The sequence below is a fragment of the Bacteroidota bacterium genome (assembly GCA_037133915.1).
GTDB lineage: Bacteria > Bacteroidota > Bacteroidia > Bacteroidales > CAIWKO01 > JBAXND01.
Genome location: JBAXND010000029.1, coordinates 12,933 through 32,932 on the forward strand (window position 1 = coordinate 12,933; position 20,000 = coordinate 32,932).

Genomic DNA, 20,000 nt, shown 5'->3' on the forward strand with positions numbered 1-20,000 from the left:
CCTCTTCGATAAATATGGTGGTGGCACGCGTTACAAACGCGCGCCAGCCTGTGATTCTTCGCTAATAGTTTTCAGTTCTTCACTATTAACTATTGACTTTTTCCTGCTGAATCGTGCAATCATCTTATCAAATAAGGTATAGATGACGGGCACCACCAGAAGTGTGAGGAGCAGTGAACTTATGAGTCCGCCGATGAGTGCAATGGCAATGCCGTTTTTCCATTCAGAACCGGCACCTGAAGCAAGCGCTATCGGCATCATACCGAAAATCATAGAGAAAGTTGTCATGAGAATAGGACGCAGACGTACGCGGCCTGCCTGAATCAGTGCGTCTTTCACAGCCATTCCTTCGGCCCTCATCTGGTTGGTGAAGTCCACAATAAGAATCGCATTCTTACCTACAAGTCCAACCAACATGATGATACCGAGTATCGAGAAAATGGTGAGTGATTGTTTGGCAAGTGCCAGTGCAAACAAGGCACCGACGATGGCAAGCGGTATCGAAAACAATACCACGAACGGATACACATAAGAGTCGTAGAGTGCAACCATAATCAGATACACGAACAGTATGGATGCCAGAAAAGCGAGCAGCATGCTGTCAAAAGCTTCTGCCTGATATTTCAGGTCGCCCTCTTTTATCAGTGCGACATTCGACGGAAGTTTCACCTGTTTATCGAGTCGCTTGATGATGTCTTCCCCAACCGAACCAACCGGTCGTCCGACCACCTGCGAGCTGACCGTAACCGATGAAACACGGTTGTATCGCTGCAGCACAGTCGTTCCTGTAGATGGTTTGAGCACAGCGAACTGATTGAGGCGAATAATCTGCCCCATAGGATTCATGAAGCCGAGGTTCGCGATGTCGTTGATGTTTTGTTTGTCGAACTGATCAAGGGTGATGTTGATATCATACTCATTCGTTCCCTGACGGAATTTAGAATCGGTATTTCCCGTAAAGGCATTCTGCATCGTTACCCCAACAATGGCCATACTCAGTCCGTACTGCGCCATTTTATCGCGGTCAATCTGCACGCTGATTTCAGGATTTCCATCTTCAACGGTCAGCTTCACTTCAGCTGTACCGGGCACTTTCTTCACTTCTTCCATCACCTGATTCGCATACCGCATCAGTGTATCCAGATCGTTTCCGGCAAGTACCAGTTGAATAGGATCCATATCCGATGTTCCCAGCAGCGATACAATGGTTGAACGCACTTTCACACCTGTGAGTTTATTCGACAGTTCTTCTTTAAGCTGCCATGCAAACTGGTCGGCCGTAATGTTGCGCTTTTCTTTCTCCACCATTTTGACATAAATCTCCGACTTATAGGCATTGCCTGCACCCGCGTCAAATCCGGATGTAATACCAACGGTAGAGAACACGCTGCTTACCTCAGGTTTCTTCATGATGAGATGTTCGGCATCGAGGGTGCTGCGGTTGGTTTGTTCTATGGTGGCATCTTTAGAGCGTTCAAGCTGAATGATTACCTCGCCCCGGTCGCCCAGACTGATGAACTCCGAGCCGATGAAACCCATGGCAGGAAGCAGCAGTGAGGAAAACAGCAGTACCGTAGCGCCGATGAGGATAACGGCTTTGTGCCGCAGCGACCATCCAAGCAAGCGGCCATAACCATTGGTGAGACTTTTCATGCCGCCTTCAAACCAGGAAGTAAGCCTTTCGAGCAGGGAGCCTTTACGGTACTTTTCAATTTTCGCAAAGCGTGATGCAAGCAAGGGTGTGAGCGTGAATGAAACGAACAGACTCAACAATGTAGAAATAACAACCACAAGTGTGAACTGACGCAGCATTCCCGATATCATACTTGTAATCACAGCTATGGGCAGAAACACCACCACATCGACCATTGTAATCGAAAGGGCTGTGTAGTTTATTTCGTTTCGCCCGTCAATGGCAGCCTGCCGTCGCTTCTTACCCATTTCAAGGTGCCGGTAAATATTCTCCAGCACAACAATACTGTCGTCAACAAGAATCCCGATAACGAGCGACATGGCTACCATAGAAATAATGTTCAGAGAGAAATTCAGCAGGCTCATGCCGATGAATGTGGAGATGAGCGATGCAGGAATTGCCACCATTACTATGAAGGAATTGCGCAGACTGTGCAGGAACACGAGCATAACTGCAGCAACGAGAATAATAGCAAGCAGCAAATCTTTCTGTACAGCATTGGCAGATGTCAGCGTAAAGTCTGAAGTATCATTTGCAATGAGCACTTTAAGATTGATATCCTTATAGGTTTCTTCAATCTTTTTTATTTGTTCACGCACTTTTTGACTTACCTTGACCTCATTGCCGTCGGGCTGTTTGTAAAGATTGATGCCCAGCGAATTTACGCCGTTGATACGGTATATATTTTTGACATCTTTCTTGGTATCGGTAACATCGGCAATATCGCGGAGTTTCACCGGACTGCCGGTGCGGTCGTTGGTAATTACAAGGTTTTTCAGCTTTTCGATATCGGAATATTTTCCGGCAAGGCGAATGATTACCTGTTTGTCTTCATCTTTAATTTTCCCTGTCGGGAAATCGAGATTGGAAGCCTGCACCGCGCTGGTGACCTGAAGAATTGACAATCCGTGCGCTTCCAGTTTTTCGTCATTCACGCTGATGCGGATTTCGCGTTCTTCGCCACCTATGAGTTCTACCTGAGATACACCTTCGAGTGTTGACAGGGTAGGACGGATTTTCTGCTTCACAATATCATACAAATCAGTAGACGAACCATCGGCCGTGATACCCATGCGCATAATGGGCATGTCGTCCATAGAAAAATTAAAGATCATCGGCTTGCGCACATCTTTCGGTAATGCTTCGCTGATATTATTCAGTTTGAGCTGACAGTTCTGAAGCGCCTTGGTCATATCGGCAGAACTATTAAATATAATGACCGAAACGGAAACGCCTTCGTATGATGTTGACTGTATATTATCAATCTGTTCCAGCGAAGAAACGGCATCTTCAATATTCTTGGTAACGGCATCTTCCACTTCAGAAGGCGAAGCACCCGGATAGGCCGTAACCGTGACAAGCACGGGCTGCGAGAACTTGGGCAGCAGCTCATAATTCAGGGAGCGATAGCTGATCACACCCAGAAAAGTGAGGACGGCAAAAATCACAACAATAAGTGACGGACGTTTTATGGCTAATTCTGTAATGTTCATAATGCAACAATTATTTGGAATTCGTAATTCTTACGGATGTATTATCATTCAGGTTGATTTGACCGGCTATCACAACTTTTTCGCCGGCTTTCAGCCCGTCAAGCACCTCAATATTCGCCTCCGATACGGAGCCAACACGAATAGAACGTTTCAATGATTTGTCGTTTTCAATTACAAACACCGATGCCTCCTTGATGCTTCCCACCAGCGCGGTGCGCGGAATCAGCAAAGCCGTATGCGAGCCTTCGCATTTAAAAAACGCGGTACCAAACATGCCTGATTTTATGAACTGCTTCATATTGTTCCGTACTTCAACCTCAACCGGGTAACGACGGGCATCATCGGCTTTCATGCCAATGACTTTAATTTTTCCGTCGTAGGCCGTTCCGCCAAAAATCTCAGCACTGATGCTTACGGTCTGGTTCTTTTGAATTTTCATAACATCTGTTTCGGCAACGTTGGCCATAAATTTCAGCGTGCTGATGTCTATCATCTCTGCAACGGGAGTTCCGGGCATCATCATACCGCCTTTTTCCACGAACTTTTTTGTAATATAGCCACTGAAAGGAGCACGCATCACGGCATACTCAAGCTGCTTGTTCACTGTAACCAGATTTGTCTGAGCATTGATATATGCGAGGCGCATTTCTTCGACCTGCTGCTGGGTAACGGCATTGCTCTTAATCATGTCTTCGAACTTCTTGAGGTCGTTCTTACATTTATCGAAATTTGCTTCCGCAAGCGCTTTCTGGGCATTGAGCAATTCTACATCGCATGATGCAAGAACAGCGCCCTCTTTCATGAAGTCTCCGTTCTCAAAATTCACATTTACAATTTTCCCCTGTGCCTGAGAAATGATGGTAATTTCATGAGCGGGCGAAAAGGTTCCGGTAACGGAAAAACTATTATCGAGGTTTGCTTCTTTCACTTCGGCCACCACCACAGGCACACTCACCTTAATTTCGCGTGGTTTGGCGTCGGCATCGATTTGCTTTTTATTCAGATATAATTTGGCGACGAGACCTGCGGCCACTATCACAATGATAACAATGATTATTATTCTTTTACGCATGACAGATTATTTTATGATGTTCAACAAATTTCCACTGGCTTTATATAGTTCAATTTCGGCAAGCCGCACCTGCACGATGGCTTGCGTGTATCCGCTCTGAGCGGCTATCAGCGACGATTCGGCACTGAGAAGGTCGGTGAGCGGCGTAATGCCCTGACGGTATTGATCTGATACCACCTTGTATACTTCAGCGGCGAGATCAACATTTGCTTTCTGGCTTTCGGCCGAAGCTTTATAACCCTGCAATTTATGTGTCGCATTCTGCACATCGATGCCAATCAGCTTTTTTGACTCGTCGCGCGTAAGGCTGAGTTCGCGCATCTGTACCTTTGTTTGCTTAAGCTGATAATACTTCTGCATACCACTGAATATAGGAACATTCAGCGAAAGCCCTATAACGGAGGTTCCGAGCCAGCCCTTTTTATCATTGAATAATTTATTAAAATCATTCTGCTGATTGTTGTAGCTGAAATCGCCGAATGCCGCAAGACTTGGCAGGCAATGCGCCCGTGTGAGGCTCATCTGCAACGACAGCATATCCTTTTGCTTATCGAGCATGCGCAGGCTGATATGATTTTCCAGATCAAGGCCGGGTGCGGTAAACGGGCGCTCGTTAAAAATTGATTCGGTAAGTTTCAGTGAGTCTTCAGGGTTCAGCCCTGCAAAATATTTGAGCATACTGAGTTGTTGACTGAACATGATTTCCAGATTATCAATTTCTGACTGCAGGTTGGTGCGGTTCACATTCAGGCGGTCGTAATCCGTTTTTTTAATAAAACCTTTATCGAAATGCACCTTTGTGATGACGGCAAGACTATCGAGCTTGCCAAGATTTTCGTCCATATAATTCACCTGCATCTTAGTGAGCAGCGCAAGATAATAAAGCTGTGAAACATCAGAAACAACAGCCTGTCTGTTCTTTTCCATATCAAGCTGACTGGCTTCCAGCATACGTTTGCCTATCTGCAATGACACCAGAAAACTCTGATTGTAGATAAGCTGTGATACCTGAACACCGCCCGACATATTATAATTGGTTCCAAACTGCACCGGTATCAGCGTTCCGGGCTGACCGAAGAATTCGCCTGGAATAAGCTGAGTCGGCAGTTTCAGAAAATCCTGAAATGAGCCGCTTGCGCTGATTTGCGGAACGCCCATCCCAATAGACTGATTGCGCTGGTATTTGAGACGCTGCTGCTCAAGTTCAGAAATTTTCACGCGCTGATCGTTGTCGAGCGCCATGGTAATACACTGCTTCAGGTCAAGCTGAACGACCTTCTGCGCCATGGATGTATGCGGCCCAAGCAGCAGTATCATCATCCATACACTTAAAAATCTTCTCATCATCAAAACTCCTTTCAAATAATTTTAATCAACCATTTTCTTCATTTCGCGGCCAGATCGCATATGAACTCCAGCGAATTTCGTATTGAGCTCAGCACATCACCGTTCTTGCCTTTCAGATATTCGCCCATGGCAATGCCATCAAACAAATGCATGAATGTTGCGGCAAGCAGCAAGCTATCGACGGATACGCGTATATCTTTGTTACACTTTGCCTCATTTATAAAACGGACATACAGTGCCATTTCTTTATTCTTGTGGATGCCTGCCATTTTACGCTTAAAACCCGGATAGTACTTCATGGCATCCATGATGAAGCCGAAAAAATTCAGTTCGTCCACATCCTCAGGAACAGCTTCTTTAAGCTGTGTCATACGTTCAATGCTGATTTGAACAACCTCCATAATGTTCTCAACCAAGGGCAGGGTAGCATTATACGAACGCTCATACATATCATCAAAACTGTCGAGGTACATATCCACCACCTTCACAAACAGATCTTGCTTGCTCTCAAAATTGTGATAGAACGCCCCTTTGGTGAGGCCAAGCTCCTTGACAAGTTGCTCAAGCGTAACTTCCCTGTATGGGCGTTTCAGGAACTCCATAAAGGCGAGGGTCAGCAATTTTTCTTTTGTTTCAGCCATAATGTTTAAACATACCGATGGGTATGCAAAAGTAGCACTATTTCCATTTTCGCAAAATTTTCTTTAAAATATTTTTTTCGACAACTTATGTTAGTTCAAAGACCATATCATCTGTATTCCATTATTTATAAGCATTTTAAAATATCAATTACAAAATATTTCTACTGACTCCGGCAATATTAATATTTGCTCAAATCATCAACATACCATAGGGTATGCTTTTATGGAAAATTTCCAAATTGTGACTATAAATTTGCTATTTCAGTTGCTTGCACGATATTTGCAAAACAGCGGGCATTAATCAACATTAAATCTCAAGAGTCATGAATATCAGACCGACAAAATCAAACATCCTCTTTCTGATTACATTCATTATTTTTCTCGCATCATGCAGGCAAATCAAGGAGTTGAAAACATTTTTAAAGTGTGAATTCAAATTAGATACGGTGAAAGACCTTGACCTTGCCGGTGTTGATGTGCAGAGAATAGCAAACTATACCGACCTTGGATGGGCCGATGCCGCCAAACTGCTCGCATCAGTTGCCGGTGGTTCACTACCGCTCAACCTCACTCTGAATGTTAACATTAAAAATCCGAACGCCGAAAAAGCCGCTCTGAACAAACTTGAATGGATTATGCAGATAGACGATATCGACATGGTGAGCGGAACTACGGTGCAGCGTGTGGAAGTTGCACCTGGATCTGTGTCAACACTTCCGGTTAAGATAAGCTGCGACCTAAAAGATGTGCTAAGCACCCAATCGGCAAAAAGCCTGATTAACTTCGGACTTAACCTTGCCGGATCGGGGAATGAACCTACACGATTCACTTTAAAAGCAAAACCAACTATCATGGTCGGAAATTCAGCCATCTCCTATCCCGGATGGATTAAGATAAAGACAGAATATACTTCGCAGTGAAGTCGTGAGTCGCAAGTCGTGAGTCGAGAGTCAAAAAAAGATAATAGACAATAGGCGTTGGATAAAAGACAATAGTAAAAATGCCACGGTCGCTGAGTTTCGGTCGTTGAGTCCGCCCACTGGCAGATGAGTTATAAGTTAAACGTTTAAGCAAATGAAAAACCTTGCGATAAAAAGCTTCCTCGGAATGCTCAATCTGTTTGTGATTATGAGTGCCTGCATCTTCTGGCCCGCAGGTACTTTTCACTTTCTTCAGGGATGGCTTTATCTCTCCGTTTTTTTTGGTGGAGTAACCGTCATTACAGTTTATATTTTCATTAATGATAAAAGGCTTCTGCAAAGCAGACTGAAAGTAGGTACGACAGCCGAAAAGCGAACAGCCCAAAAAATCATTCAGGGTTTTGCCTCCATTGGTTTCATCGGAATGTACATCGTTGCCGGCTTTGACCACCGCTATCAATGGTCATCTTTGCCAGAAGCTGTGTGGATTGCTTCTGACATTATGCTGATAGTTACCATGGCGCTGTTGTTCATTGTCTTCAGAAAGAATACTTTTTTAAGCGCAACCATAGAAGTGCAACAGAATCAAAGCGTGATTACCGACGGACCGTATGCACTCGTCAGGCATCCGATGTACTCCGCAGCCCTGCTGCTTTTCATTTTTACACCACTGGCACTCGGATCCCTGTATGGGATTATCGCAGTGCCCTTCATGATTCTGGTACTGGCAATGAGATGTATTGACGAAGAAAAAGCACTGAGTCAGGAGCTGGATAAATACAGCGATTATTGCAAAACAGTCAGGTACCGGCTGATACCCTGCGTATGGTAACTGAGTAGTCATAAAAACCTTAAACAACATGTTATTGTTGTGCCTTCGGAAAATCTAAAAAGATGAGAAAAATACTTATAATTGCAGGATTCGCGCTTTCATTTATGCTTGGATATTTATATCATGGCCACATCATCAGACAGTGCGACGGCAGAACGGACTGTCATCAATCATATAAAATGCCCTCATCTGTCAAAGTGACCGGTATAGGCGGCATCTTTTTCAAATGCAAAGATTCCGGGAAAGTCAGAGACTGGTATAAAAAACATCTGGGTTTCGACACCGACGCATACGGCGCACGTTTTGAATGGCCGCTTGCAGCCGACACAGCAAAAAAAGGCGGCATACAATGGAGTCCGTTTTCTGAAACGACCGACTATTTCAGCCCATCAAACAAAGAATTCATGATTAATTACACGGTTGAAAATCTTATCGGAATGGTTGCACAACTCAAAAAAGACGGCGTAACGATACTGGATACAATCGAAACTTATGACTACGGAAAGTTTGTGCACATTATGGACATAGAAGGAAATAAAATTGAACTGTATGAACCAACATACAATTAGAATCAATTTTCAAAATATCTTGTACCGTAAATCATCTTCCTGATTTATTATATTGCACGTATAAATCAGTTTCATACACTTGCAAAACCATCATCCGCACCTTTAACTTTGCCATCTAATCATTAATATAAAAAAATATGGCAAGCGTGAGTGTCTATCTGAACTTTCCCCGTAATACCGAGGCAGTATTCAATTTCTATAAATCAATATTTGGCGGCGAATTCAGCGGTGGCGGGATAGCACGTTTTGGCGAAATGCCTCCTATGCCAAATCGACCGCCACTGGCCGATTCCGATAAGAATCTTATCATGCATATCGAACTGCCCATACTCAATGGCTTTAAGTTGATGGGAACCGATGCTCCCGAATCTTTGGGATTCAATGTTGTCAACGGGAATAATGTTCATATCTGCCTCGACCCCGATACCCGTGCAGAGACAAAACGCCTGTTCGACGCATTATCTGAAGGTGGTAAAATTTCGATGGATTTGCAAGTGACATTCTGGGAGGCTTATTACGGAAGCTGCACAGATAAGTTTGGTGTAAACTGGATGTTCAACTGTTCCGAGAAGGTCAGCTGACGAAATACATACATATCTTATGGACGCTTCAGAAAAAATAAAAATTTCTGTTGAGGCAACAGTAAATGCACCTGTAGGAATGGTGTGGAAGCGCTGGACCACACCTGAAGATATTATAATATGGCACAACGCCTCCGACGACTGGCATACGCTGGCTGCAGTGAACGACATCCGCGAAGGCGGCAGATTCAGTTTCAGAATGGAGGCAATTGATGGCAGTGCGGGCTTTGATTTTTGCGGCACTTATTCAACGGTCATTCCTAATAAAAAATTAGTCTATACGCTGGATGATGGACGAAATGTATCAATCGACTTCACTTCTTACGGCAATAAAACTCATATCTTTGAAGTTTTTGAAGCAGAAACCGAAAATACAATAGATTTGCAAAGAGGAGGCTGGCAGGCCATCCTGGATAAATTAAAAAAGCATACGGAACTTAATAAAGAATAATCATGAAAGGCCAAATAGTACCCTGCCTTTGGTTCGATAATCAGGCCGAAGAAGCAGCGAACTTCTATGTTTCTGTTTTCAAAAACGGGGAGATTATTTCAATAAGCAGGTATCCAAAAGAAGGTTTTGAGGTACACGGGCAACCTGAAGGAAAGGTATTGACGGTAGTTTTCAGAATTAACGGACAAACGTATACAGCACTTAACGGTGGTCCGATATTCAGATTTACGGAGGCCGTATCTTTTCAAATATTCTGTGATACACAGGAAGAAATTGACCATTACTGGAACAGGCTTACCGAAGGTGGAGAAGAAAGTCAGTGCGGCTGGCTCAAGGATAAATACGGACTTTCATGGCAGATTGTACCTTCCGTTTTGCCACAGCTGTTGCTTGATCCGGCAAAAGCAGGCAGGGTAACGCAAGCCTTCCTCCAAATGAAAAAGTTTGAGATTGATGTTTTACTGAATGCCTGAAAATGAATGACAAAAAACTTATTCCTGAAATTGTACAATTATCAGCCAAAACACTTGTCGGAAAGCGCCTGAAAATGAGCTTTTCCGAAAACAGAACGGTGGACCTATGGAGAAGTTTTATGCCCCGGCTCAAGGAGATTAACAAGCGTGTTTCACGCGATTTATTTTCTATGCAGTTGTTCGGCGAGCTGCCCGACTTCAGTAAGTTCAATCCCGATCTGATGTTCGAAAAATGGGCTGCCGCCGAAGTTTCAGAACTTGAAAACACTCCCGACGGGATGGAGGTTTTTTATCTGGAAAGCGGATTGTACGCTGTTTTTGCATATAAAGGTGCCGTTAGCGAAGCTGCAGTATTTTTTCAATATATCTTTGGCACATGGCTGCCGGGTTCTGAATACGCGCTTGACAACAGACCGCATTTTGAATTACTGGGCGAAAAATACAACAATAACAGCGCTGACTCCGAAGAAAATATATTTATCCCCATAAAGAAAAGAGAATAACCTTTCACTGCCGGCCTTCATTTCAATTGGCATCCGTATATTTGTGATTGAAAATTCATAATGATCAAAGCCATGCCGGATAAAGCAAAAGAACTGAATACTACCGTTGAGCTGATAAATAATAAACTGCATTTTAACGGTACTGCAGGAAATAATACCCCTGTTTCAATTGACTATTTTCCTCCTTTGGGTGATGACCTGGGCTACACTTCTCTCGAATTGCTGCTATTGAGTTTATCATCATGCGTTGGGTCGGCGGTAATTACTTTTCTGAGAAAAATGAATAAAGAAATTACCGGTTTTAAAATTATTTCAAAAGGAATCCGAAAAGAAGAACACCCTACAGGGTTTAAAAGTATCACACTAAATATTCTGATTACTGCACCCGATACGTCGAGCGATGATATGGACAAGGTGATACAGCTCACTGAAGATAAGTATTGCCCGGTGTGGTCAATGCTGAAAGGAAATGTTGAATTATTTATTAATTATCAAATAGTATTTTGAAAACATTCATCACTTGCCTGCTGACAGTATTTACATTCAGCGCCATATCACAGAACCACGATTTTGAGAATCTTCTTAAAAATGGCAAATCAGAATTTTATAAAGAATTTGATAAGCAGGATTATGCCGCAGCAGTTGCAAATCTTGAAAAAGCAGTACTGCTGGAACCCGATAGTGCAGAGGCACATTACTTTTTGGGGTATGCTTACAGTCGGTTGAATTCGAAGGACGGTAAAGGAATAGTCAACATGAATAGGGCACTGACATTGAAATGCAGCAATGAATTTGAAACAGTAAATAGGCTGCAACCTCACTATACCGGCGAAACGCTGGCACTTGATCCCTGGTCGAAAATTACTGCTGAATGGGGCTCTCTTGCAATGTGCTACATAAACAACAACAAAGCGGATTCAGCGCTGTGGGCATTCAGCGAGGGCAAAAAACGCGGTGGCTTCAGTACATTCTTCCTGTCTGTGAACAAAGCAGTACTTGACCGCTGCAGCAAAAACTCAATACTGATTTCGTCGGGCGATAACTTCACCATCCCGCTCTGGTATCTGCAATTTGTAGAAAACTATCGCACCGACGTTGCCGTTATTGACATTAGTCTTTTAAATACCGACTGGTATCCGCGCTTATTGGCAGATAAAGGCATTGCCACTTTCGATTTGTCGGCTGCAGTTCTTGATACCATTGATTATTGCCAGTGGGAAGATTCAAAAGTTACCATCGGGAAATTCGCGTGGAAAATAGCGCCAAGTTATTATGAACACTATTTATTACGCGGCGACAGGATATTTCTGAGTCTGCTCCGAAAAAATAATTTTCAGCGTGATGTATTTTTCACCACCGCATTCAACGAAGATGCAAGGCTCAGCCTCAAAGAGCACCTTCAATCGAAGATACTCGTTGATAAACTAATTACGAAAAAACAAAAACCGGTTAAATACGCGCAATACAAAGCTGATATCAGCAAAGTACTTGAATTAGGCGCAAAAACAAACCTGAACTGTGATCAGGAAATAAATTTCATGGACTTAATCCGGTATAATATCATTGCCCACGCCTCCGAGTATCTGATTAACAAAAAAAATAAGCAGGCGCAAGAATTAATTGATTTGATGGATGCATCCATCGATGAACGCAAAATTCCTTATCAGGATATTGAAGTCGGAGAATACGTAGAGCAGATGCGCGCGAAATTAAAAAAATGAATTTTATGAAAACCTACATCGCCATTTTGCGCGGCATAAACGTAAGTGGCAGAAACATCATAAAAATGGATGCTCTGCGTATAATGATGATAAATGAAGGGTTCAGTAATGTGACCACTTACATCCAAAGCGGTAATATTATTTTTCAATATAAAAAAACAGCTGAAGAAAAAATCGCCCACATTATTTCCGGCCTAATTTTGCAGCACTTCAGCCTTAGCGTTCCGGCTCTTGTTATTAAAAAAGATGCCTTAATCCACATTGTAGAGAATCATCCATTTCTGAATAAATGCAAGGATGACCTTTCAAAAATTCATGTAACACTAATGTCCGATAATCCAGGGACTTTAGCTGATAACCTTCCTCACGATACTTATCTGCCCGATGAATTTTGTATTGAAGGAAAAACTGTGTATCTCTACTGCCCGAATGGCTATGGTAACACAAAACTGAACAATACATTTTTCGAGAACAAGCTCAAAACTACGGCAACCACAAGAAATATGAAAACTATGCAGGAGCTTGTGAATCTAAGCTGTAACCTCTGAGTTATAAGTATACCCCAAAAAACATTTTACCTATTACCTGTTACCTGCTTATGCCTCGGGCAGCTCACAAGGTGGTCGTTGATCATGCCGGCGGCCTGCATAAAGGCGTAGCAAATAGTCGTGCCTGCAAAGCGGAATCCGAGTTTCTTCAGTTCCGCACTCATAGCATCCGATTCGGGCGAATGCGTTGGAATTTCAGAAAGCGACTTCCATTTGTTCACTACGGTTTTTTGCTTGGTGAATTTCCAGATAAATGCATCGAAGCTGCCGTAGGTTTTCTTTAATTCCAGAAAAACTTTTGCATTGTCAATGGTGGCGATTATCTTCGCTTTATTGCGAATAATGCCTTCATCAAGCAACAATGCTGCTACTTTTTTATCATTGAAGCGTGCAATTTTTTCGGCATTGAATCCTGCAAAAGCTTTGCGAAAATTTTCTCTTTTGCGAAGTACAATCTGCCAGCTCAGCCCTGCCTGAAAGGTATCGAGCACAATAAATTCAAACAGTTTGTCATCATCATGCACCGGAACGCCCCACTCTGTATCGTGGTATTCGTTCATCTGGGCATCGTCTTTAGTCCACGGACAGCGATTTATCATTGATATCAGAAATCAAGTTTATGGCCCATTTTCTGTTGCTTTGTCTTCAGGTACTTTTCGTTGTATTGGTTGGGCGGAATTATCAGGGAAACATTTTCAACAATCTCGATGCCGTAGCCACTCAAACCGGCTTTCTTCTTAGGATTGTTGGTAATAAGCCGTATGCGGGTTGCATTCAGGTCGCTGAGCATTTGTGCGCCTATACCATAATCACGTTCGTCGGCTTTAAATCCAAGTTCGAGGTTTGCTTCCACGGTATCGCGGCCCATTTCCTGCAGATGGTAGGTTTTCAGTTTATTTGAAAGCCCTATTCCGCGGCCTTCCTGAAACATATAAAGCACAACACCTTTTCCTTCTTTTTCTATCATTTCCATAGAACGGTGGAGTTGTGCACCGCAATCGCAGCGGCATGAACCGAAAATATCGCCTGTAACGCACGATGAATGAACTCTTACAAGAATGGGTTCATCTTTTTTCCATTCGCCTTTCGAAAGCGCCAGATGTACCTGACCATTGGTTATCTGCAGGTAAGATGTCATTTTAAAAATACCCCATTCCGTAGGCATTTCCACGGTTTCTTCCTTTACAATCAGGCTCTCGTTTTTTACCCGATAGGCAATCAGATCTTTTATGGAGATAATCTTGAAATCAAACTTTTCTGCAATAACAAACAGGTCGGGAAGGCGCGCCATGGTACCGTCTTCATTCATTATTTCAACGAGTGCTCCGGCAGGGCTCAGGCCGGCAAGACGTGCAAGGTCAATGGTGGCTTCGGTATGTCCGGCGCGACGCAAAACGCCGCCATTCATAGCTTTTAGCGGAAAAATATGTCCGGGTCTGCCGAGTTCTTCGGGACGCGTTTTCGGGTTTGCAAGCGCTCTGATGGTTTTAGAACGGTCGCTTGCCGAAATACCCGTAGTGCAGCCTTGCCCAAGCAAGTCAACCGAAACGGTGAATTGTGTTTCGTGCGATGAGGTGTTTTTAACCACCATCATTTCCAATCCCAGTTCTTCGCAACGCTCCTCTGAAAGCGGTGTGCATATCAGCCCACGGCCGTACATCGCCATAAAGTTGACAATCTCAGGAGTAATATTTTCAGCAGCGGCTACAAAATCGCCTTCGTTCTCGCGGTCTTCGTCGTCAACCACGATGATAAGTTTCCCTTTACGGATATCGTCGATGGCTTCTTCAATGGTGTTCAGTTTTTCTGTCATAATCGGGCATGATAATCGGCGCAAAATTAGTCTTTTTTCCGCATTCGGCTCAATGCCCCCAATAACCTTTTTGCCAGAGCGCAGAAAGATCCATGGCAATGGCCACGCTGTAGTGTATAATAACACCCATCCAGATTGTCCTGCTTTTCAGGCTGAGCGTGCCCAAAATAATGCCGGCAACAATGGCGGCAATGGCTTCCGGCAGCGGCTTTCCGAAATGTATCATGCAATAGGGAATCGTCATCATAAACACACTGTAATAGCCAAAACGCTGCTTGAGACCATGCACCATAAACCCCCTGAAAAAGAATTCAAGGCAAAAGAACTGGAACAGGTAAAGCAGCTCCCACATCCAGAAATTTGGCCATAAGGGTTCATTGGTGGCAAGACGGTAAAACGGATATCGGTACTGAAATCCATCAGTGCGTGAGAAATACAGTACCAAGGGTATCATCACCATAAACATCAGCAGGTAAAGCTTATAATCTTTGAACAGGCTGCCTTTGGTAAGTCCGTAATTCCGCAGTTTTTCCTTAAAAACAAATTTTATAACCAAAACCGGCAGTAACAGGTAGAACACCATGATTACCATTACCCAATAGGCAAGGCTGTACAATTGATGGTTCGGGTGACTCTCGGTGAGATAACGCAAATTTTCTGCCGCAGCATTCAACGACAAGCTTTTCAGAAGCCCGGTGATGTAAGCAGGGTCTTTGCCAATATACTCGATAAAAACCAGCGACAGCGCAACGGTAACAGCTGTAATGAGTACTTTATAATCAAACTTTTTTCCTTTCGCGGAGAGTGTATAGGTTCTTGAATCTTCAGTGGTCGTAATCCAGGTTTCAGTAAATATTCTATTGAAGAGTCCGGAGAGGTATCTTATCATAGCAACGAATTATGGTAAAAAAAATCCCCCGGAAATCCGGAGGATTAATAAGATGGCACTTAAGAATTATCGAGGGCTGAGTGTAAGTTCCAGCGTATGTGTAATTTTTAATGTGTTGATGGTTTCTTCAGTTTCAACTTTAAGGATGATTTCATTATTTTTCAATTCGTAAATCTCATAAATTTCCTGGTCGTTATCGCCTATTCCGGTAATGGTGTATGATGCGCTGCCATCGGGGTTATATACATAGGATTGCATTTGCAGTCCCAGAAGTTCTTTGTATTTGAATCCGCTATTTTTCCCACCCCCGGTAAAATACCACAGTCCTTTTTCTTCAGCGGTGAATTTCTCCATGGTGGTATCGTTTGTAAAGTTTTCAAGAATGTCATAGGTGCCTTTTTTCTCAAATGTATAGGCAACACTTCCTGTCCAGGTTTGTTTGGTGATATAATCAAATGTTGAATCATGCGGTGTAGGATTGGTCACATGAATAATGGAGTCGTGCACTGTGGTTACTTCTTGCTTTTTATTTCCGTCGTAAGTGGTTTCAATCGTAATTTTACCATACGCAACATTGTCGGTAAGTTTAGAAATTTTCCAGTCGCCGGCTACGCGTGCCTTACGGGAGTATATAGAAAAGAAGGGATCGCCATCACCTTTTTTACACGATTGCATAAACGGGGCGATGGTAAGCACTGCCAAAATAAGAATTACAAGAGGTTTTAAACTTTTCATGTGATATAACATTTCGTTAGCAATGCAAATATAGCAACAATTGCAATTAAACAAAATTTTCTTGGTTTAAAATAGATATTTGATAAAAAAAAATCCCGACGGGTGGCCGGGATTTTCAAAAATTGTATTCCTTATTATTTTAAGGTCAGAGTGTATTCGTAATCAATGGTTGTGGTTGAGCCACCGGTTGCACTTAAACTACGTTTCCAGATCATTTCTTTGCCTTTCAGCTCGTCCAGATAATACTCATCGGGATTATCGCCTGTATAAGTCTGAATCGTAGTTGTGGTACCTGAAGTGTAAGTGTATTTTGTGCATTGGAAAGCAACGCGCTCTTTGTTCTTAGCCTGAAGATTTTTATTGGCATCAAGGAAATACCAAAATCCTTCGTAAGAATAAGATGTTGTGGCTCCGGCAACAGTACGGGTCTCTTTAGATGTATATTTACCATCTTTAAGGATAGAATACTCAAAAGTATATGTACCTGTTGTGGTTGTACCTCCTGAGGTAACGCTGTATGAGCTGCCATCATAAGTCATTGTTGCAACAGATCCGCCGGAGGTTTGGGTTAATTTACCTTTGGTAACATTCCATTCGCCAACCAGACGTGATTTTCTTGATTTAAACGATATACCGGGGTCATTATCGCCCTTTTTGCATGACTGAAAAGCAGGCATGGCACATGCTGCGATTAACAGCACCAACACAAATTTTGAAATATTTTTCATGATTCTTAAGTTTTGCAATGAATAAATAAGTTTGATTTACCTTAATCTTCAATATTACTGATTATTTGGGCTGAAGTGTGTATGTAACACTTTCAGTATCAGTGCTGGATCCGGTGTAACTGTAATCGCGGATTAAAATGATTTCTTTGCTCTTGAGTTCGTCTATATTATACACGGTGGGCCACCATCCTGTATAGGTGCTCACAGTTGTGGTGCTGCCTGAAATGTTGGTCGATTTGTTGCACTGGAAAGCAACGCATTGTTTATTTTTAATGGTATTAGCTGAGTTGGCGCCCAAAAATGACCATGTGCCTTCCTGCTCATCAATTTCGGTAGTACCGGCAATGGTAAGAGTTTGTTTCCATGTGTAGGTGCCGTCTTTTTTGATAGAAATTTCAGTGGTAATAACACCGGTAACGGTTGTTCCACCGCTGGTTTCTGAATAAGTGCTGTTATCAATGTTAATGTTAGTAATGGTTCCGGCGTTATTCTGGACTTCCACACCTTTAAAAATTTTCCATTCGCCAACCAGACGTGCCGAACGTGATTTAAATGAAATCGCAGGATCATTCGGTCCTTTTTTACATGACTGAAACACCGGTAATGCCAGTGCTCCGACTAGAACAACTAATAAAAACTTTTTCATGGTTTGAACGTTTTTTGGTTTATAATTTTTCTGTTTACAAATGTATAATAAAATATGTTAAGCATTCCGGTTTAGATAATAAAATTAACAAATCAATTGTATCTAAATGATTTATCAAAGATTTTTCTGCAGCTTTATTTCGGTTGTTATTTTCACGATATCATCTCCGCCTCCGGTGGTGTTGGTAATTTGATATTCGGAAATCAGGTGTACCTCTTTGGACGAAAGACCAACAATTTTAAACACATTGGTACCTAAGTCGCCACTGCCTTTATAGGTAATGGTTGAGATACTGTTATTACTTGTAGAGGTTTCGGTCATGTCTTTCTTCTGCAAGCTCAGCAATTCCTTTGATTTTGTTTCGCCATCACTGTTTTTACCCGAAAAATACCAGTTTCCCTGCTCCGAATAATTGTAGGTGGAAGTATCGGTGGTCGTTTGCTGTTCCCACTTGTAAGTACCATTGGTCGAAAAAGTGATTACCATAGAACCGGCACTGATGTATTGGTCATTTGACGAAATTTTCCTGAACGATGAGCCATCATAGGTGTAAGAAACTATCGTTGCATTGTGTTGCTCAACCCTTTTGTAAAATGAGAATTTCCATGCCTGACACAAACGGGTTTTTCTGGAATAAAATGAGAACCATGGATCCTCTTCACCTTTTTTGCAGGAATTAAGCAGCGGAGCTACGATGGCAACGACCAGAGCGATAATGAGGAGTTTTTTTACTGACTTCATAGGGAAATTAATTTGATGCAATTTAGCAAATTTTTCACAAATATATATAATCAATGAAAATAACGAAAAAAAGTTTCGCATTTTTCAATATCATCTTCACGTTGAAACCGGATAATGCATATCCGTTATTTTTTCTGCTTCCCGTTCTTATCGATGAACTCTTTCAATTCCTTATCATTTTCTGGAAGCACCTGCACTCCAATAGGGTAAAGCGTATTGGAAAGCGGATGCACTACCGCCATATTAAGCAATTCAAATTTCTTATTGACGGGGTTTGTTTTTTTAATGCCGCTTACTACAGCTTTCTGCCAACTTGTTTTAAATGTCTTCGCATCGGCAATAGGCATGCTGAGTTCATACTTCATACTGTCGATAGTAACCATGTATAATTGCTTATCGGCATCGTACTTGCTGAGAGCATCCAAACGGATCGTTATATATGAAAACACCGGCTTGTGCTGTTCGTCAAAAATTACTTTGTTCTGAATGGTCATTAACTCGGCTTCTTTTACGCACTCGCGTCTTGCATCTGCTTTCTTTTTATCATAATCTGCCAGGCGCTGAATATATTGCTCGGTAGTTTCAAACTCATCTTTGGGGACTATCATGCTGCTGTAGTCGGCCATTTTATCAATAATGCACTGCACATATTTGAGGTCGGTTACATCCCATATCCTGATGCTCATATCCTCCGATGCGCTTGCCATCCGTTCGCCATTAGGGCTAAATTCGAGTTTTGTGAGCGCTTTCGTATGACCTTCATAAGTTTTTATTGTCTTTTCGGTCTGTAATTCCATCACGCGGATTTTTCCGTCGAGGCATCCGCCGGCAATGTATTTACCATCGGGTGTTAAAGCGGCACACGTTATGCCCATTGCCATGTTCATGTTGGCGATGAATTCTCCCGTATTGCCATCGCATACCCGAACCATACCATCGTCGGAAGCGCTTACAATAGTATTTCCGTCAGGACCAAACGAAACAGAATTTACATTTGTGAGATGTCCTTTCAACACCTTGATGCATTTCCCAGTAGCAACATCCCAAAGGCGGACAGTTCTGTCCCAGCTCGCGCTAACCAGCCTTTTTCCGTCGGGGCTGAAACAAATTTCATTGACCGCATTCTGGTGTCCGGTAAAACTGCGAACAAAGTTTTTCTCTGCATCAAACAGTCTGATTGTGTCGAAGGCGGCGACAGCCAGCAATTTGTAATCGGGGCTGTACGCTATTGCGGTAACTTTTTCAGTAACAGCATTATGAATAACAGCCGTTTCGCTGCCGGTGGCAACATCCCACAATTTTATGTTTGGCTCCCAGCTGCCGCTGGTGAGCGTATTATTGTCGGCACTGAATGCAAGAGCAGTAACCATGCTTTTATGCGCTTCAAAACTCCGAAGCATTTGCCCGTTTGAAACATCCCATGTTTTGATGTACCTGTCCCAACTGCCACTGGCAAGTATTTTACTGTTAGGACTGAAGGTAAGTGATGATACCAGGCTTGTATCACCTTTAAGAATGTGAAGGCAGTCCTGCGCCCGGGAAGTTCCGGCAAAAACTGCACAAATAATAAAAATAAGGGCAGGTAAAAATCTTCTCATATCGTG

Annotated in this window: 22 protein-coding genes; 10 read left to right on the top strand and 12 right to left on the bottom strand. The window is 42.8% G+C overall.

Annotated elements, in window-relative coordinates; genetic code table 11:
* Window positions 1-30 precede the first annotated feature (30 nt).
* Genes WCM76_10565 through WCM76_10580 form a run of 4 tightly spaced genes read right to left on the bottom strand, consistent with a single transcriptional unit; the run spans window position 31 to window position 6,246 of the window.
* A complete protein-coding gene (locus WCM76_10565) occupies window positions 31-3,186 on the bottom strand; it encodes an efflux RND transporter permease subunit (protein ID MEI6766076.1) in 3,156 nt (1,051 codons plus the stop codon).
* Between the two features lie 10 nt (window positions 3,187-3,196).
* Window positions 3,197-4,258, bottom strand: a complete 1,062-nt coding sequence (locus WCM76_10570; protein MEI6766077.1) for an efflux RND transporter periplasmic adaptor subunit — start codon at window positions 4,256-4,258, stop codon at window positions 3,197-3,199.
* 6 nt (window positions 4,259-4,264) lie between these two features.
* On the bottom strand, window positions 4,265-5,605 hold the full coding sequence (locus WCM76_10575; GenBank protein ID MEI6766078.1) for a TolC family protein: 1,341 nt from the start codon (window positions 5,603-5,605) through the stop codon (window positions 4,265-4,267).
* 38 nt (window positions 5,606-5,643) lie between these two features.
* Window positions 5,644-6,246: a TetR/AcrR family transcriptional regulator gene (locus tag WCM76_10580; protein MEI6766079.1), complete on the bottom strand. Its 603-nt coding sequence runs from the start codon at window positions 6,244-6,246 to the stop codon at window positions 5,644-5,646.
* Window positions 6,247-6,569: 323 nt separating this feature from the next.
* Here WCM76_10580 and WCM76_10585 point away from each other — a divergent pair, with 323 nt between their 5' ends.
* The 10 genes from WCM76_10585 to WCM76_10630 all read left to right on the top strand — a co-directional run bounded on the left by WCM76_10585 (window position 6,570) and on the right by WCM76_10630 (window position 12,844).
* Window positions 6,570-7,166: an LEA type 2 family protein gene (locus WCM76_10585; GenBank protein MEI6766080.1), complete on the top strand. Its 597-nt coding sequence runs from the start codon at window positions 6,570-6,572 to the stop codon at window positions 7,164-7,166.
* Window positions 7,167-7,320: 154 nt separating this feature from the next.
* Entirely contained in the window at window positions 7,321-7,998 is a 678-nt protein-coding gene (locus WCM76_10590) for an isoprenylcysteine carboxylmethyltransferase family protein (GenBank protein ID MEI6766081.1), read from the top strand.
* Window positions 7,999-8,060: 62 nt separating this feature from the next.
* The gene (locus tag WCM76_10595) at window positions 8,061-8,567 is read left to right on the top strand and encodes a VOC family protein (protein MEI6766082.1); all 507 of its coding nucleotides are present in this window, start codon (window positions 8,061-8,063) and stop codon (window positions 8,565-8,567) included.
* A gap of 137 nt (window positions 8,568-8,704) precedes the next feature.
* A complete protein-coding gene (locus WCM76_10600; GenBank protein MEI6766083.1) occupies window positions 8,705-9,148 on the top strand; it encodes a VOC family protein in 444 nt (147 codons plus the stop codon).
* Window positions 9,149-9,167: 19 nt separating this feature from the next.
* Window positions 9,168-9,599, top strand: coding sequence for an SRPBCC domain-containing protein (locus tag WCM76_10605; GenBank protein ID MEI6766084.1), 432 nt, complete (start codon window positions 9,168-9,170; stop codon window positions 9,597-9,599).
* Window positions 9,600-9,601: 2 nt separating this feature from the next.
* The gene (locus WCM76_10610; GenBank protein MEI6766085.1) at window positions 9,602-10,072 is read left to right on the top strand and encodes a VOC family protein; all 471 of its coding nucleotides are present in this window, start codon (window positions 9,602-9,604) and stop codon (window positions 10,070-10,072) included.
* Window positions 10,073-10,074: 2 nt separating this feature from the next.
* Window positions 10,075-10,575, top strand: coding sequence for a GyrI-like domain-containing protein (locus WCM76_10615; GenBank protein ID MEI6766086.1), 501 nt, complete (start codon window positions 10,075-10,077; stop codon window positions 10,573-10,575).
* 72 nt (window positions 10,576-10,647) lie between these two features.
* Window positions 10,648-11,082, top strand: coding sequence for an OsmC family protein (locus tag WCM76_10620; protein MEI6766087.1), 435 nt, complete (start codon window positions 10,648-10,650; stop codon window positions 11,080-11,082).
* The gene (locus WCM76_10625) at window positions 11,079-12,296 is read left to right on the top strand and encodes a tetratricopeptide repeat protein (GenBank protein ID MEI6766088.1); all 1,218 of its coding nucleotides are present in this window, start codon (window positions 11,079-11,081) and stop codon (window positions 12,294-12,296) included. Before WCM76_10620 ends, WCM76_10625 begins: the two co-directional genes overlap by 4 nt.
* 5 nt (window positions 12,297-12,301) lie before the next feature.
* Window positions 12,302-12,844, top strand: coding sequence for a DUF1697 domain-containing protein (locus WCM76_10630; protein ID MEI6766089.1), 543 nt, complete (start codon window positions 12,302-12,304; stop codon window positions 12,842-12,844).
* 26 nt (window positions 12,845-12,870) lie between these two features.
* On the opposite strand, the gene WCM76_10635 is transcribed toward WCM76_10630, so the two are convergent.
* The 8 genes from WCM76_10635 to WCM76_10670 all read right to left on the bottom strand — a co-directional run bounded on the left by WCM76_10635 (window position 12,871) and on the right by WCM76_10670 (window position 19,994).
* Window positions 12,871-13,443 (bottom strand): DNA-3-methyladenine glycosylase I, encoded by a 573-nt coding sequence (locus tag WCM76_10635; GenBank protein MEI6766090.1) that lies wholly within the window; start codon window positions 13,441-13,443, stop codon window positions 12,871-12,873.
* Between the two features lie 5 nt (window positions 13,444-13,448).
* Window positions 13,449-14,657, bottom strand: a complete 1,209-nt coding sequence (locus WCM76_10640; GenBank protein MEI6766091.1) for a bifunctional 3,4-dihydroxy-2-butanone-4-phosphate synthase/GTP cyclohydrolase II — start codon at window positions 14,655-14,657, stop codon at window positions 13,449-13,451.
* A gap of 49 nt (window positions 14,658-14,706) precedes the next feature.
* Entirely contained in the window at window positions 14,707-15,546 is an 840-nt protein-coding gene (locus WCM76_10645; protein ID MEI6766092.1) for a CPBP family glutamic-type intramembrane protease, read from the bottom strand.
* A 66-nt stretch (window positions 15,547-15,612) separates the two neighbouring features.
* The gene (locus tag WCM76_10650) at window positions 15,613-16,281 is read right to left on the bottom strand and encodes a hypothetical protein (protein ID MEI6766093.1); all 669 of its coding nucleotides are present in this window, start codon (window positions 16,279-16,281) and stop codon (window positions 15,613-15,615) included.
* A gap of 134 nt (window positions 16,282-16,415) precedes the next feature.
* Window positions 16,416-17,009 carry a hypothetical protein gene (locus WCM76_10655; protein ID MEI6766094.1) on the bottom strand — a complete coding sequence of 198 codons (594 nt, stop codon included), beginning with the start codon at window positions 17,007-17,009 and terminating at the stop codon, window positions 16,416-16,418.
* Window positions 17,010-17,070: 61 nt separating this feature from the next.
* Window positions 17,071-17,655, bottom strand: coding sequence for a hypothetical protein (locus WCM76_10660; GenBank protein ID MEI6766095.1), 585 nt, complete (start codon window positions 17,653-17,655; stop codon window positions 17,071-17,073).
* A 114-nt stretch (window positions 17,656-17,769) separates the two neighbouring features.
* Window positions 17,770-18,396 carry a hypothetical protein gene (locus tag WCM76_10665; protein ID MEI6766096.1) on the bottom strand — a complete coding sequence of 209 codons (627 nt, stop codon included), beginning with the start codon at window positions 18,394-18,396 and terminating at the stop codon, window positions 17,770-17,772.
* A gap of 125 nt (window positions 18,397-18,521) precedes the next feature.
* A complete protein-coding gene (locus WCM76_10670) occupies window positions 18,522-19,994 on the bottom strand; it encodes a WD40 repeat domain-containing protein (GenBank protein ID MEI6766097.1) in 1,473 nt (490 codons plus the stop codon).
* Window positions 19,995-20,000: the final 6 nt, after the last annotated feature.

Coding starts and splice junctions, on each gene's coding strand:
- WCM76_10565 (MEI6766076.1), bottom strand. CDS start 3,186: ATGAACATTACAGAATTAGCCATAAAACGTCCGTCACTTATTGTTGTG.
- WCM76_10570 (MEI6766077.1), bottom strand. CDS start 4,258: ATGCGTAAAAGAATAATAATCATTGTTATCATTGTGATAGTGGCCGCA.
- WCM76_10575 (MEI6766078.1), bottom strand. CDS start 5,605: ATGATGAGAAGATTTTTAAGTGTATGGATGATGATACTGCTGCTTGGG.
- WCM76_10580 (MEI6766079.1), bottom strand. CDS start 6,246: ATGGCTGAAACAAAAGAAAAATTGCTGACCCTCGCCTTTATGGAGTTC.
- WCM76_10585 (MEI6766080.1), top strand. CDS start 6,570: ATGAATATCAGACCGACAAAATCAAACATCCTCTTTCTGATTACATTC.
- WCM76_10590 (MEI6766081.1), top strand. CDS start 7,321: ATGAAAAACCTTGCGATAAAAAGCTTCCTCGGAATGCTCAATCTGTTT.
- WCM76_10595 (MEI6766082.1), top strand. CDS start 8,061: ATGAGAAAAATACTTATAATTGCAGGATTCGCGCTTTCATTTATGCTT.
- WCM76_10600 (MEI6766083.1), top strand. CDS start 8,705: ATGGCAAGCGTGAGTGTCTATCTGAACTTTCCCCGTAATACCGAGGCA.
- WCM76_10605 (MEI6766084.1), top strand. CDS start 9,168: ATGGACGCTTCAGAAAAAATAAAAATTTCTGTTGAGGCAACAGTAAAT.
- WCM76_10610 (MEI6766085.1), top strand. CDS start 9,602: ATGAAAGGCCAAATAGTACCCTGCCTTTGGTTCGATAATCAGGCCGAA.
- WCM76_10615 (MEI6766086.1), top strand. CDS start 10,075: ATGAATGACAAAAAACTTATTCCTGAAATTGTACAATTATCAGCCAAA.
- WCM76_10620 (MEI6766087.1), top strand. CDS start 10,648: ATGCCGGATAAAGCAAAAGAACTGAATACTACCGTTGAGCTGATAAAT.
- WCM76_10630 (MEI6766089.1), top strand. CDS start 12,302: ATGAAAACCTACATCGCCATTTTGCGCGGCATAAACGTAAGTGGCAGA.
- WCM76_10635 (MEI6766090.1), bottom strand. CDS start 13,443: ATGATAAATCGCTGTCCGTGGACTAAAGACGATGCCCAGATGAACGAA.
- WCM76_10640 (MEI6766091.1), bottom strand. CDS start 14,657: ATGACAGAAAAACTGAACACCATTGAAGAAGCCATCGACGATATCCGT.
- WCM76_10645 (MEI6766092.1), bottom strand. CDS start 15,546: ATGATAAGATACCTCTCCGGACTCTTCAATAGAATATTTACTGAAACC.
- WCM76_10650 (MEI6766093.1), bottom strand. CDS start 16,281: ATGAAAAGTTTAAAACCTCTTGTAATTCTTATTTTGGCAGTGCTTACC.
- WCM76_10655 (MEI6766094.1), bottom strand. CDS start 17,009: ATGAAAAATATTTCAAAATTTGTGTTGGTGCTGTTAATCGCAGCATGT.
- WCM76_10660 (MEI6766095.1), bottom strand. CDS start 17,655: ATGAAAAAGTTTTTATTAGTTGTTCTAGTCGGAGCACTGGCATTACCG.
- WCM76_10665 (MEI6766096.1), bottom strand. CDS start 18,396: ATGAAGTCAGTAAAAAAACTCCTCATTATCGCTCTGGTCGTTGCCATC.
- WCM76_10670 (MEI6766097.1), bottom strand. CDS start 19,994: ATGAGAAGATTTTTACCTGCCCTTATTTTTATTATTTGTGCAGTTTTT.